This is a genomic window from Streptomyces sp. NRRL F-2664 (assembly GCF_000719345.1).
Classification (GTDB): domain Bacteria; phylum Actinomycetota; class Actinomycetes; order Streptomycetales; family Streptomycetaceae; genus Streptomyces.
Genome location: NZ_JOFX01000002.1, coordinates 405,837 through 418,805, shown reverse-complemented (window position 1 = coordinate 418,805; position 12,969 = coordinate 405,837). Strand labels below are relative to the sequence as shown.

Genomic DNA, 12,969 nt, shown 5'->3' with positions numbered 1-12,969 from the left:
CGCGGCCGGCCGGTCGGGCCGGGTCGGTCAGGCCTGGGGGTGGTGGGCGTCGTAGCGGGCGAAGTTGCGCCAGCGCAGCGCGAGCAGGACCACCACCAGGACGCACGCCAGTCCCCCGCAGGTGACGGCGACCGGCGGGGAGGTCAGGTCGGCGGCACTGCCCGCGAGGAAGTCCCCGAGCCGTGGCCCGCCCGCGACGACCACGATGAAGACGCCCTGGAGGCGTCCGCGCATGTCGTCGGGGGTGGCGGCCTGCAGCATGGTGGTGCGGAACACCATCGAGACGGTGTCCGCGTACCCGGCCAGGGCCAGGAAGAACAGCCCCAGCCACAGGTTCCGGGTGAGGCCGAACACGGCGATGGCCAGCCCCCATCCGGTGACGGCGAGCAGGATCGCCAACCCGTGCCGCCGGATCCGCGCCTGCCAGCCGGAGAACAGCCCGCCCAGCAGCGCCCCGGCGGCGATCGCGGCCACCATCAGGCCGACCGTCCTGGCGTCGTCCCCGTACCGCAGCACGGCGATGGCCGGGAACAGCGCCTTGGGCTGGGCCAGCACCATGGCGGCCAGGTCCGTGAAGAAGGTCATGCGGATGTTGGGCCGGGTCCCGAGGAAGCGCAGCCCGTCGGCGACCGAGGCCCTCCCCCGCGCGCCCTCGGCCCGGTCCGGCTTCATCGACGGCAGCCGCCACATCGCGTACAGCGCGGCGGTGAAGGTGACGGCGTCGATCGCGTAGGCCCACGCGTAGCCCCCGACGGCGACGATCAGCCCGCCCAGGGCGGGGCCGACCATCGTGCCGAAGGTCATGGACACGGAGTTCAGGGCGTTCGCGGCGGGCAGCTGCTCCGTCGGCAGCAGCCGCGGGATCATGGCTGACCGCGCCGGTCCGGTCAACGCCCCGCAGACGGCCTGGAGCGCGACGACGGTGTACAGCTGCCACAACCGGTGGTGGCCGAGCAGTGCGGCCGCGGCGAGCGCGACCGACAGCGCGGCGGCGCCGAGGGAGCTGTACAGGCCGAGCTTGCGCCGGTCGACGGTGTCGGCGATGGCCCCGCCGTAGAGGCCGAAGACGATCAGCGGGACGAGGGTGAAGAGCCCCACCAGCCCGACCGCGAAACTGGACCGGGTGATGTCGTAGACCTGGAGCGAGATCGCGAGGGCGGTCATCGCCTGGCCGACCCAGGAGATCGTTCCGCCGAACCACAGCCTGCGGTAGTCCGGGGACGTACGGAGCGGAGTGAGGTCGGCGAATATCCGCCGCCGGGGGCGGGTCGGCGCGCTGGTACGAGTCACATCGGATGATAAGCATCGGCCCGTCGGCGCTCCCAGGGCCCCGGCCCGCCTGCGCCACCCACCGGCACCAGTCGCCCCATCCTGCTCCGGGCTCCCGGCGCGGGCGGCGCATTACCGGTAACTCGCCACTATCACCGGACATTTGACTGATTCGACGTGCGCTCCTCCCTACGTGTTCAGCTCATGATGAAAAGACTCGTATGTCCAGGGAGGCGTAGTGATCGAACCTGGCAACAGCACCGCGAGCACCGGCACGACGCAGAACACGGTGCGCCCCACCGTGCCCCTCACCGTCGGCGTCGAGGAGGAGTTCCTGCTCGTCGACGCCCGCACCCTCCGGGTGGTCCCCGCCGCCCCGCTGGTCCTGGCGACGGCCGCCGGCCTGCCGGGCGAGATGCACCCCGAAGGCACCCGCTACCAGGTGGAGATATCCACCCCGGTCGCCGACTCGGCGGCCTCGCTGCGCGCCGAACTCGTCGCGCTGCGGCGCACGCTCGGACGGGCCGCCCGCGCCCACGGCTGCCGGCTGCTGGCCGCTCCCTCTCCGGTCGTCGCACTGGAGGGGCCGCTGCACCTGACGGACGACCTGCCGCGCCAGCGCGAGCAGCACCGCCGCTTCGGCGCGCTCACCGACACCCTGGTCAGCTGCGGCCGCCACGTCCACATCGGCACGCTCGACGTGGACGCGGCGGTGGCGGTGTCCAACCGGATCAGACCATGGCTGCCCACGCTGATCGCGCTGGCCGCGAACTCGCCTTTCTGGGGCGGCCGTGACACCGGCCACTCCAGCTGGCGGGCGATGGCCTGGTCGGGCTGGCCCTCGGCGGGCCCGCCCCCGCACTTCACGTCCACGGCCCACTTCCGGCGCTCCGTGCAGACCCTGCTCGGCTCCGGGGCGGCCCTGGACACCAAGATGGTCTACTGGGACCTCCGCCCCTCCGGCCACTGGCCGACGCTGGAGTTCCGGGCGCCGGACATGTCCCCGGGCGTGGACTGCGCGGTCCTCCAGGCCGAACTGGCCCGCGCACTGGTCGCCACGGCGCTGCGCGAGTCCGCCGAGCGGATCCCGGAGCCGGCCGTACGGGACGACGTACTGCGCCTGGCGCGCTGGCGGGCGGCCCACGACGGCCTGGAGGGCTTCGGCCTCGACCCGTACACCGGCACGGAGCTGCCGGCGGCCGACCTCGCGGAGGCCCTGCTCGACCATGTCGCACCGGAACTGGCCGCCTCCGGCGACCTGGACCACGCGGCCAAGACCCTGGCCGCCCTCCTGCGCGACGGCTCGGGCGCCCACCGCCAACGCGCGGCCTACGCCCGCCGCCAGGACCTGACGGACGTCCTGCGCCACCTGGTGGACGAAACGGAGGACTTCTGACCCACCCGCGACCCGGCCGGCGCCCCGACGGCACCCGGGTACGCCGCAGCCGCAGGTGCCGCCGCCCGCACCTGCGGCTGCAAGGCCGCCGGGGGCGGGGAACGAGACAACGGGAAGCCGGTGCCGCGACGATGCACGGCGATGACGGGACAGCAGGAGCGCGATGTGGTGGCGGCGCAGGGTCACCCGGGATCGGACTGCTGGTCGAGGATCATCGCGGTGCCGCCTCCTGCGAGCGGAGCCCGTCGCCGTCGAGTCCCTGGAAGTAGCGTGCGACGTCGGGGAGGCCGATCCCGCGCAGCTCCTCCGGCCGTACGACGACCCGTAGTTCCGGAGTGACCGGCCGGTCCCGGCAGGCACGCAGGAAGGTGTCCGCGATCAGGGCGATCAACTCGTGGCCCGGGAGAGCGGTGACCCCCGCCGGCCCGGACCCCACCAGAGGGAGCGCGACCGGTCTGAGCAGGCCGTGGACGGAGACGGACTCCCACAGCCGGTCCAGGGCGACCCGCAGGGCGTCCGAGCTCGACCGGGCGATCAGGTCCTGCCCCCGTCTGCCGTGGGCGACCGCGAACACCCTGCGGCCGGGCTCGGCCAGCGGCACCGGGACCACCGTCCCGATCGGGTAGCGCAGGCGTTTGCCCCTCGGTTTGTCCCGGGCGCTCTCCCGCCCGACCGGCTGCACCGATCGCAGCCCCTTGCGGAGTTCCCGGTCGAGCAACGCCCGGTCGCCGCCGAAGACCCGGCGCAGCAGTTGTCCCTGCACGCTGCCCCGGCTGATGTCGAGGCCGTCCTCGACGGCCGTGTCGAAGGTGTCCCCGAAGCCGGCGACCAGGCTCGCGTCGGTCTCCTCGAAGAGGTCGCCGCTCTTGACGACGACCGTGGTCCGCAGCCGGGGGAACTCCTGGCGCAGCAGCTCGGCGCCGTCGCGTTCGCGCAGCTGCGCCCACAGGCCCCGGAGCGTCGCAAGCGCCGCCTCGTCGTCGGGCCGCTGCGCCACCAGCCGCTCCGCGACGGGCAGGGCGAGCTCGGGCCGGTCCCACCGGGTGTGGGTCCGGATCAATTCGGCGCAGGCCGCTTCGTACATCCCCGCCAGCCGCCGCACGAGGGGCCGGGCGAACTCCGCGTCGGCCACCTCGCCCAGCGGGCGTCCCCGCCACAGCCCGAGCGCCCGGTTGAGGAGCATCGTCGCCGTGGCCGAGCCGGTGTGGGCGGCCCGGTGGAAGAGTTCGGTGAACTGCAGGGCGTCGAGCCGGTCCGGGCCGAGCACCAGCCGGTAGGCCGACTCCTGGCCGCCGCAGGTCAGGAGCTCTCGGTCCGCAGCACGGGCTCGTCCGGGCCGCCGGGGGCCGGCTCCAGCGCCCGGCGCAGCTGAAGGACGCGCTTTTGCACCTCGGTCCGGTGGGCCCGGGTGATCCGGCCCCGCTCCGGCCTGCCCCAGAGGTCCGCGTACAGCTCCCCGGAGGCGACGGCCTCGCCCTCCGCCGCGACCAGGCGTAACAGCAGTTTGGCCGTGAGGGGGGTGAGCCGGATGCGGGCGCCTCCCCGTTCGAGCGTGGTGGCCCCGAGCACGCTCACGTAAACGTCCGTCAATCAGGACTCCATCGCCGGCTCCGTACCCCCATGCGGCCGTTCGAGCGTACCAAGGGAGCACCGACCGCGAAGGGCGGTCGGGATCATCGCCGTCTCCTGCTCGCCCCCTCCCCGGGCGGTGACCCTCACTGCACTGACGACACGTCAGCACCCGGAACCTCTCCTCGGACATCCCCCGGACCGGACGGGCGGACCGCCCCCGCCGACCGGATCCCGACCCCCTCGGCCGAAAAGGCCGGAGCCGCAGGTGGGATCGCCCTGCCAGTTTTCTGTCGTGACCGTATGGATGCCGCCCGCCCCGATCCCACCCCGCTTCCGAACCGATGGCCTGAGTCAACGGGCCTGACGCCGGCCTCACCCGCTGCTCAAAGCTGGTGAGAAGCACGGTCAGCACCCGCTCGCTGTTCGGCAACTTCAGGCTGCGCCCTCCCTTCCCCCGACTCCGGAGTACGGGTGACATCGCTCCTGGCAGCCACTCGCTGCGCTGGACCCCAAGAAATGGGGCACGACAGCCATCAGCACATGCAGTGTCTGCGACGGTCCGGTGGAGGGGCAGGAACTTCACTAGCGGTGGATCTCACTCACCGTCGCTACCGACGTCCTGCCGCTGCTGGTCAACGCCTGCTCGGCTGTCTGTGCCGCCGCACTGCCGCCAGGCGCTGCCAACCACCGTCCAGGACCCCACCTGGGCGGCCGACGTGCCGAAGCGCCACGGGCACTCCGCGGTGACGATCACCACAGACCTGTGCTCCCGCCTGCTGGGTGGAGTCGGGCGCGACGCGGCCGGGAAGGCTGCGTCCCTCGTGCGCGCCGACGGCGCGATAGCCCCGGAAAACGCCGGAGCCGCAGGTGCGAACGTTTCTGCACCTGCGGCTTGCGGTGGGGCGGGTGGGACTCGAACCCACGGCCGACGGATTATGAGTCCGCTGCTCTAACCGGCTGAGCTACCGCCCCTTCACGGCGTGGCGCGTACACCTGTGCGCGCCGTCTGCCGCAGCATAGCCGCTCATACGATCTCCTGCTTCGGATGCCCCGCATGATCGGCTTCGCCTGCTCAGTGAGACCGCGCTGAAGGCTGCCCGGTTCCCGGACGGGGCGGCAAAGAAAGAAGAGGGCCCCGTGGGGCCCTCTTGTCTTCCTTGCTCCCCCGGCTGGACTCGAACCAGCAACCCTCCGGTTAACAGCCGAATGCTCTGCCAATTGAGCTACAGGGGACTGCGCTCCCCCGACTGGACTCGAACCAGTAACCTGCCGGTTAACAGCCGGCTGCTCTGCCAATTGAGCTACAGGGGATTGCTGCGGTGCATCGAACAGCCCACCTCCGGCCTTGCCGGGGGGCGAGCGCCCGTTGCGAGACATAGATTAGCGCAAGCAGGGGGGTGCTCCGCCAATCGGTATCGACAGCAGGCCGGGCACCACACGACGAAGGGTGACAGGCATGCGGTACAAGGTCACGTTCGTGGTCGGACTGGCTCTCGGGTACGTGCTCGGAACACGGGCCGGACGCGAGCGCTACGAGAAGCTGAAGAAGTCCGCCCGGCAGGTCGCGCAGAATCCGGCGGTGCGCAACGCCGCCGAGACCGCGGGCCACACCGGGCGCGAGTACGCCGGGAAGGCGTTCGCCGTGGTGAGCGAGAAGGTGGGCGACGCCGTGCCGGAGTCGCTCGCCGGACGGGTGCGCGGGCTGCGCGGTCGCAGCAACGGCCAGGCCGTCGAGGACGACTGGGGCACCAGCAACACCTGACGCGCACCGGCCGCGCCCGGAGCCCCTGGGACCCCTGCGGTTCCAGGGGCTCCGGGACGGGCGACACCTGTGCCGCGTGCGGCAGAATTCTCCGCATGGGGATAGTCGCCGGGCTGGACAGCTCTTCCGCGTTCACACGCATCGTCGTCTGTGACACCGACACCGGCGCGGTGCTGCGCCAGGGGTACGCGCCCCATCCGCAGCCCGTGGGCGAACCGGACGGCGCCAGTCCCCACGAGGCCGACCCGCAGGCCTGGCTGCTCTCGCTCGGCGAGGCAGCCGGCGGCGGGATCCTGGAGGGGGTCCAGGCCATCGGCGTGTCCGCGCAGCAGCACGGCCTGCTGCCGCTGGACCCGCAGGGCGCCCTGGTCCGCCCGGCCCTCGTCGGCAACGACAAGCGCGGCCAGGTCGCGGCCGCCGACCTCACCGAGGCCCTCGGCGGGCGGCACGCCTGGGCCGAGGCCGTGGGCTCGGTCCCGCACTCCGCGCAGCCGGTCGCCAAGCTGGCCTGGCTGGCCCGCACCGAGCCCGAGGCGGCCCGCCGGGTGGCGGTGCTGATGTCCCCGCACGACTGGCTCGTCTGGCAGCTGCTGGGCCGCCCGGCGCGGCGGACGACCGACCGCGGCGGCGCGTCCGGCACCGGTTTCTGGTCGGCGGCCGCCGGGGCCTGGCGGCCCGACCTGGTCGAACTGGCGCTCGGGCACCGGGCGCTGCTGCCCGAGGTGCTCGGCCCGGCCGACGCGGCCGGGACCACGCCCGAGGGGCTGCTGATATCCGCCGGCACCGGCGAGACGATGGCCGCCGCCCTCGGCCTGGGGCTGGGCCCCGGCGACGCGGTGGTGTCCCTCGGGGCCTCCGGTTCGGTCATGGCGGTGCACCATGAGGCGCTGTCGGAGCCGGGCGGGCTGATCACCTCCCTGGCCGACGCCACCGGGATGCACCTGCCCGTGGTGAACACCTCCAACGCCGTACGGGCCCTGCGCGGCACCGCCGAGTTGCTGGGCACTGACCTGGAGGGGCTGTCCGAGCTGGCGCTGAAGTCGACGCCGGGCGCGCACGGCCTCGTCCTCCTGCCGTACCTGGAGGGTGAGCGGACCCCGAACCTGCCGCTGGCCGCCGGGACCCTCACCGGGCTGCGCCGGGATTCGATGAAGCCGGAGCACCTGGCCCGCGCGGCTTTCGAGGGCATGCTGTGCGGCCTGGTGGACGCCCTCGACGTGCTGCGTTCGCGCGGGGTCGAGATTCGCCGGGTGTTCCTGCTCGGCGCGGCCGCCGAGCTGCCCGCCGTGCAGGCCGCGGCCCCCGGGCTGTTCGGTACGCAGATCGTCGTACCGGCGCCGGCCGCCTACGCGGCGCTGGGCGCGGCCCGCCAGGCCGCCTGGGCGCTCGGTGTGGCTCAGGGCACTCTGGCTCCGCACACCCCGCCGGTCTGGCCCGCCCCCGCGGCGCAGGTGTTCGAGCCGGACGAGGACTTCGCAGCCTGGCAGGGCGTGCGGCAGCAGTACGTCGCGACGCGCGAGCAGATCCACCCCGGGGCGTTCTGAGCGGTACGGCCCGGCCCCGGGCCGGGGTCGTAGGACCCCCGCCCCGGTCCCCGGCCCGGGCCTCGTCCTTTTGACCGGCCTTTGCGAAATCGGGTGGGGTCGCAGAGCCGATTGGCCGAAGATGGGTTGAACCCCTCGATCGTGCCGACCGGAGCCTGCGCGTGCTCATACGACTTCTGCGGACCCACCTGGGTCCGTACCGGAAACCCATCGCGGCGCTGATCCTGCTGCAACTGCTGCAGACCAGCGCCAGCCTCTACCTGCCCACCCTGAACGCCGACATCATCGACAACGGTGTCGTCCACGGCGACACCGGCTACATCCTGCGCTTCGGTGCGCTGATGCTCGGCGTCTCGCTCGTCCAGCTCGTCTGCAACGTCGGAGCCGTCTACTACGGCGCCCGCACCGCCGCCGCCGTCGGCCGCGACGTCCGCGCCGCCGTCTTCGACCGGGTGCAGAGCTTCTCCGCCAGGGAGCTCGGCCAGTTCGGCGCCCCGTCGCTGATCACCCGTACGACGAACGACGTCCAGCAGGTCCAGATGCTGGTGCTGATGACCTTCACCCTGATGGTCTCGGCCCCGATCATGTGCATCGGCGGCATCGCCATGGCGCTCTCGCTGGACGTGCAGCTGTCGGGCGTCCTGCTGGCCGTCGTCCCCGTGCTCGGGGTCTCGGTCGGCGCCGTCGTCCTCAGGACGCGGCCGCTGTTCCGCCAGATGCAGGACCGCCTGGACACCGTGAACCGGGTGCTGCGCGAGCAGATCACCGGCAACCGCGTGATCCGCGCCTTCGTCCGCGACGACTACGAGAAGGACCGCTTCCGGGAGGCCAACGCCGACCTCACCGGCGTCTCGCTGGCCTCCGGCAAGTTGCTGGCGCTGATGTTCCCGACCGTGATCGTGGTCGTGAACATCTCCAGCGTCGCCGTCATCTGGTTCGGTGCCATGCGCGTCGACAGCGGCGGCATGGAGATCGGCCAGCTGACGGCCTTCCTCGCCTACCTGATGCAGATCGTCATGTCGGTGATGATGGCCACCTTCATGTTCATGATGGTGCCGCGCGCCGAGGTCTGCGCCGAACGCATCCAGGAGGTGCTGGACACCGCGTCCAGCGTCGTCCCGCCCGCCGACCCGGTGCGCGAGCTCGGCCGCCGAGGGGTCCTGGAGCTGCGCGGCGCCGACTTCCGCTACCCGGGCGCCGAGGCTCCGGTGCTGCGCGGCGTGGACCTGGTGGCCCGTCCGGGCGAGACCACGGCGGTCATCGGCTCCACCGGCAGTGGGAAGTCCACCCTGCTGGGCCTGGTGCCGCGGCTCTTCGACGCGACCGGCGGCCAGGTGCTGGTCGACGGCGAGGACGTACAGCGCCTCGACCCCGACCTCCTGGCCAAGACGGTGGGCATGGTCCCGCAGAAGCCCTACCTGTTCTCCGGAACCATTGCCTCCAACCTGCGCTACGGACGCCCCGACGCCACCGACGAGGAGTTGTGGCGGGCCCTGGAGGTCGCCCAGGCCAAGGAGTTCGTCTCGGCGCTGGAGGGCGGCCTGGCCGCCCCCGTCACCCAGGGCGGCACGAACGTCTCCGGCGGCCAGCGCCAGCGCCTGGCCATCGCCCGCACCCTGGTGCAGCGCCCGGAGATCTACCTCTTCGACGACTCCTTCTCGGCCCTGGACTACGCGACGGACGCGGCGCTGCGCGCGGCGCTCGCCCGCGAGACGGAGGACGCGACCGTGGTCATCGTCGCCCAGCGGGTCGCGACGATCCGCGACGCCGACCGGATCATCGTCCTGGACGAGGGGCAGGTCGTGGGCGAGGGACGCCACCACGAGCTGATGGCCGGCAACGAGACCTACCGGGAGATCGTGCTCTCCCAGCTGACGGAGGCGGAGGCCGCATGAGCGGGCCCGGAGGACGGATGATGATGGGGCCGGCCCAGCGGTCCCTGGACTTCAAGGGGTCGGGCAAACGGCTGCTGGCCCAGCTCGCGCAGGACCGGGCCAAGCTGTGGGGCATGGTCCTCGCCGTCGTCGGCAGCGTCGCCTGCGCCGTCGTGGGGCCGAAGATCCTCGGCGACGCGACCGACCTGGTCTTCGCGGGGATCGTCGGCCGGGAGATGCCGGCCGGTGTCACCAAGCAGCAGGCACTGGACGCGATGCGCGCCCGCGGCGACGAGGGCATGGCGGACATGCTGTCGGGCACCGACTTCACTCCGGGCCGGGGCATCGACTTCGGCGCGGTCGGCGTGGTGGCGGTCTGGGCGCTGGTGGTCTTCACCCTGGCCGGCCTGCTGATGCTGGTCGCGACCAGGCTGTCGAACCACGTCATGAACGGCACCCTGTACCGGATGCGCGAGGAGCTCCAGGCAAAGCTGTCGCGCCTGCCGCTGTCGTACTTCGACCAGCAGAAGCGCGGCGAGGTGCTGAGCCGGGCCACGAACGACATCGACAACATCGGCCAGACGCTCCAGCAGACGATGGGGCAGCTGCTCAACTCCCTGCTGACGATCGTCGGTGTGCTCGCGATGATGTTCTGGATCTCGCCGCTGCTGGCGCTGGTCGCGGTCGGGACCGTCCCGGTCTCGGTGTACGTGGCCGCGAAGATCGGCAAGAAGTCGCAGCCGCAGTTCGTGGAGCAGTGGAAGACGACCGGCGCCTTGAACGCCCACATCGAGGAGATGTACTCCGGGCACACCCTGGTGAAGGTGTTCGGCCGGCAGAAGGAGTCCGCGGCGGTCTTCGCCGAGCAGAACGAGGCGCTGTACCGGGCCTCGTTCAAGGCGCAGCTGGTCAGCGGCATCATGCAGCCGGTGATGTTCTTCATCTCGAACATCAACTACGTGCTGATCGCCGTGGTCGGCGGGCTCCGGGTCGCCTCCGGCACCCTGTCGATCGGTGACGTGCAGGCCTTCATCCAGTACTCGCGGCAGTTCTCGATGCCGCTGACCCAGGTCGCGTCGATGGCGAACCTCGTGCAGTCCGGCGTCGCCTCGGCGGAGCGGGTCTACGAGCTGCTCGACGCTCCGGAGCAGGAGCGCGACGCCGACGTGCCGGAGCGCCCGCAGGAGCTGCGCGGCCGGGTCACCTTCGACAAGGTGGCCTTCCGCTACGAGCCCGACCGGCCGCTCATCGAGAACCTGTCGCTGTCGGTGGAGCCGGGCCACACGGTCGCGATCGTGGGCCCGACGGGCGCCGGCAAGACCACCCTGGTGAACCTGCTCATGCGGTTCTACGAGGTCACGGGCGGGGAGATCGCCCTGGACGGGGTCGACATCGCCAAGATGACCCGCGAGGAACTGCGCGGCGGCATCGGCATGGTGCTCCAGGACACGTGGCTGTTCGGGGGCACCATCGCGGAGAACATCGCCTACGGTGCTGCGCGCGAGGTCACGCGGGCCGAGGTGGAGGAGGCGGCGCGGGCCGCGCACGCGGACCGGTTCATCCGGACCCTGCCGGACGGCTACGACACCGTGTTGGACGACGAGGGCTCGGGCGTCAGCGCGGGCGAGAAGCAGCTGATCACCATCGCGCGGGCGTTCCTGTCGGACCCGGTGATCCTGGTCCTCGACGAGGCGACGAGTTCGGTGGACACCCGGACCGAGGTGCTGATCCAGAAGGCGATGGCGCGGCTCGCGCACGGCCGCACGTCGTTCGTGATCGCGCACCGGCTCTCCACGATCCGCGACGCCGACCTGATCCTGGTGATGGAGAGCGGCTCGATCGTGGAGCAGGGCACGCACGAGGAGCTGCTGGCGTCGGACGGCGCCTACGCCCGGCTGTACGCGGCGCAGTTCGCCCAGGCGGTCGCCGAGGTCGACTGACCGCGGCGGCGGCATGGGAGCGCGAGCGCATGCCGGCCGGGGGGGTGGGGGCGAGCGGGCAGGGCCCGAGCGGATGGGGCCCGAGGGGGCGGGGGGCGTCCTGCGGGGCGCCCCTCTCCCGTCCGCTGCGCCGTGGCCCGACCGGTCTCAGTCGAGGTACCCGCGCAGCTGGTCGGCGAAGGCGTGGTCGCGCAGCTTGTTGAGGGTCTTGGACTCGATCTGCCGGATCCGCTCGCGCGTCACGCCGAAGATCCGGCCGATCTCCTCCAGGGTGCGCGGCCGTCCGTCCACGAGTCCGTACCGCAACTGCACGACCTTGCGCTCGCGTTCGCCGAGGGTCGACAGGACCGCTTCCAGGTGCTCGCGCAGCAGGAAGAAGGCGGCGGACTCCACGGGGGACGCTGCGTCCCCGTCCTCGATGAGGTCGCCGAGCGCGACGTCGTCCTCCTCGCCGACGGGGGCGTGCAGGGAGACCGGCTCCTGGGCGAGGCGCAGTACCTCCAGGACCCGCTCGGGGGTCAGCTCCAGGTGGACGGCGACTTCTTCGGCGGTGGGTTCGTAGCCGCGTTCCTGGAGCATGCGGCGCTGGACGCGCACGACGCGGTTGATGAGCTCGACGACGTGGACGGGCACGCGGATGGTCCGGGCCTGGTCGGCGAGGGCCCGGGACATCGCCTGCCGGATCCACCAGGTGGCGTAGGTGGAGAACTTGTACCCGCGGGCGTAGTCGAACTTCTCAACGGCCCGGATCAGCCCCAGGTTCCCCTCCTGCACCAGGTCGAGCATGGTGAGTCCGCGGCCCACGTACCGCTTCGCGACCGAGACGACGAGGCGCAGGTTCGACTCGATGAGGCGCCGTTTGGCCATGCGTCCCATGACGACGAGCCGGTCGAGGTCGAGGGCGAGCTGGGAGTCCAGGTCCGGGGTGGAGCCGAGCTTCTCCTCGGCGAACAGCCCGGCTTCGACGCGCCGCGCGAGGTCGACCTCCTCCGCGGCGGTGAGCAGCGGGATCCTGCCTATCTCGCGCAGGTACTGGCGGAACAGGTCGGCGGAGGGTCCCGCTCCGCCCGCGTTGTCGCCGCTGTCCCGGCTGCGCTGCACGGGCACGGGCTCGATGAGCTCCAGTACCTCGGGCTCTTCGTCCACGGCTTCGGCCTCCGAGGACTCGCTCGCGTTCACGGTCAGGGTCCGGGTCTGCACGGGGGCGACCTCCAGGGCTCCGAGGACGGGGGCACCGCATTCAGTGTGGGGTAAGACACATCGCTGCCACGAGGGGCGTGCGAGCACTTTCTGAGTCCGGCGCGTGACCGATGGTTACCCCCGCCCGGGAACCCCGATGCGGCTCGGACGCATGTCCGAGATGATCGTCTTCAGGCGCGGGTACGCAACCCGCCTGCCGGTGCGCGGCGTGGACGCGGCGAAGCCCGTGCGACGCGACGTCGGTGTCCTGCAAGGGAGTTGGCGGTCACCCGCATCCGGTCGGCGCGGGGCGGCTGGTGTCGCAGCCGATGCCGGCCCTGCGGGACCGCACGGCCATGAGCGGCGTCGAGCGCCGCCTCGCACTGGTGCGGCCCGCGTACTTCGACCGGGCGGCGCTGGTGACCGGCCGGGC

The 12,969-nt window shown here is 72.1% G+C and carries 9 protein-coding genes and 3 tRNA genes; 5 read left to right on the top strand and 7 right to left on the bottom strand.

The genetic code is table 11. The features are described from left to right. Nucleotides 1-27 precede the first annotated feature (27 nt). On the bottom strand, nt 28-1,290 hold the full coding sequence (locus IF89_RS0104140; RefSeq protein WP_030761213.1) for an MFS transporter: 1,263 nt from the start codon (nt 1,288-1,290) through the stop codon (nt 28-30). Between the two features lie 217 nt (nt 1,291-1,507). Here IF89_RS0104140 and IF89_RS0104135 point away from each other — a divergent pair, with 217 nt between their 5' ends. After that, nucleotides 1,508-2,665 carry a carboxylate-amine ligase gene (locus IF89_RS0104135; protein WP_051806760.1) on the top strand — a complete coding sequence of 386 codons (1,158 nt, stop codon included), beginning with the start codon at nt 1,508-1,510 and terminating at the stop codon, nt 2,663-2,665. Between the two features lie 211 nt (nt 2,666-2,876). Here IF89_RS0104135 and IF89_RS37625 read toward each other — a convergent pair whose 3' ends face one another. From IF89_RS37625 to IF89_RS0104105, 5 genes are all read right to left on the bottom strand, one after another. Beyond that, the gene (locus IF89_RS37625) at nt 2,877-3,932 is read right to left on the bottom strand and encodes a macro domain-containing protein (RefSeq protein WP_158717796.1); all 1,056 of its coding nucleotides are present in this window, start codon (nt 3,930-3,932) and stop codon (nt 2,877-2,879) included. A gap of 32 nt (nt 3,933-3,964) precedes the next feature. Further along, complete coding sequence (locus IF89_RS45815) at nt 3,965-4,255, bottom strand: winged helix-turn-helix domain-containing protein (protein ID WP_158717795.1); 291 nt, start codon at nt 4,253-4,255, stop codon at nt 3,965-3,967. 880 nt (nt 4,256-5,135) lie between these two features. Then, nucleotides 5,136-5,209, bottom strand: a tRNA-Ile gene (locus IF89_RS0104115). 188 nt (nt 5,210-5,397) lie between these two features. Beyond that, nucleotides 5,398-5,470: transfer RNA gene (locus IF89_RS0104110), tRNA-Asn, on the bottom strand. Between the two features lie 5 nt (nt 5,471-5,475). Then, a tRNA-Asn gene (locus IF89_RS0104105) sits at nt 5,476-5,548 on the bottom strand. A gap of 145 nt (nt 5,549-5,693) precedes the next feature. Here IF89_RS0104105 and IF89_RS0104100 point away from each other — a divergent pair. From IF89_RS0104100 to IF89_RS0104085, 4 genes are all read left to right on the top strand, one after another. Continuing rightward, complete coding sequence (locus tag IF89_RS0104100) at nt 5,694-5,999, top strand: hypothetical protein (protein WP_030761205.1); 306 nt, start codon at nt 5,694-5,696, stop codon at nt 5,997-5,999. Nucleotides 6,000-6,094: 95 nt separating this feature from the next. Beyond that, entirely contained in the window at nt 6,095-7,543 is a 1,449-nt protein-coding gene (locus IF89_RS0104095) for an FGGY family carbohydrate kinase (protein WP_030761202.1), read from the top strand. 161 nt (nt 7,544-7,704) lie between these two features. Continuing rightward, a complete protein-coding gene (locus IF89_RS0104090) occupies nt 7,705-9,438 on the top strand; it encodes an ABC transporter ATP-binding protein (protein WP_030761198.1) in 1,734 nt (577 codons plus the stop codon). Then, nucleotides 9,435-11,357: an ABC transporter ATP-binding protein gene (locus IF89_RS0104085; protein ID WP_030761195.1), complete on the top strand. Its 1,923-nt coding sequence runs from the start codon at nt 9,435-9,437 to the stop codon at nt 11,355-11,357. Before IF89_RS0104090 ends, IF89_RS0104085 begins: the two co-directional genes overlap by 4 nt. 147 nt (nt 11,358-11,504) lie before the next feature. Here IF89_RS0104085 and IF89_RS0104080 read toward each other — a convergent pair whose 3' ends face one another. Beyond that, a complete protein-coding gene (locus IF89_RS0104080; protein WP_030761192.1) occupies nt 11,505-12,557 on the bottom strand; it encodes an RNA polymerase sigma factor in 1,053 nt (350 codons plus the stop codon). Between the last annotated feature and the right edge of the window lie 412 nt (nt 12,558-12,969).

Coding starts and splice junctions, on each gene's coding strand:
- IF89_RS0104100 (WP_030761205.1), top strand. CDS start 5,694: ATGCGGTACAAGGTCACGTTCGTGGTCGGACTGGCTCTCGGGTACGTG.
- IF89_RS0104095 (WP_030761202.1), top strand. CDS start 6,095: ATGGGGATAGTCGCCGGGCTGGACAGCTCTTCCGCGTTCACACGCATC.
- IF89_RS0104085 (WP_030761195.1), top strand. CDS start 9,435: ATGAGCGGGCCCGGAGGACGGATGATGATGGGGCCGGCCCAGCGGTCC.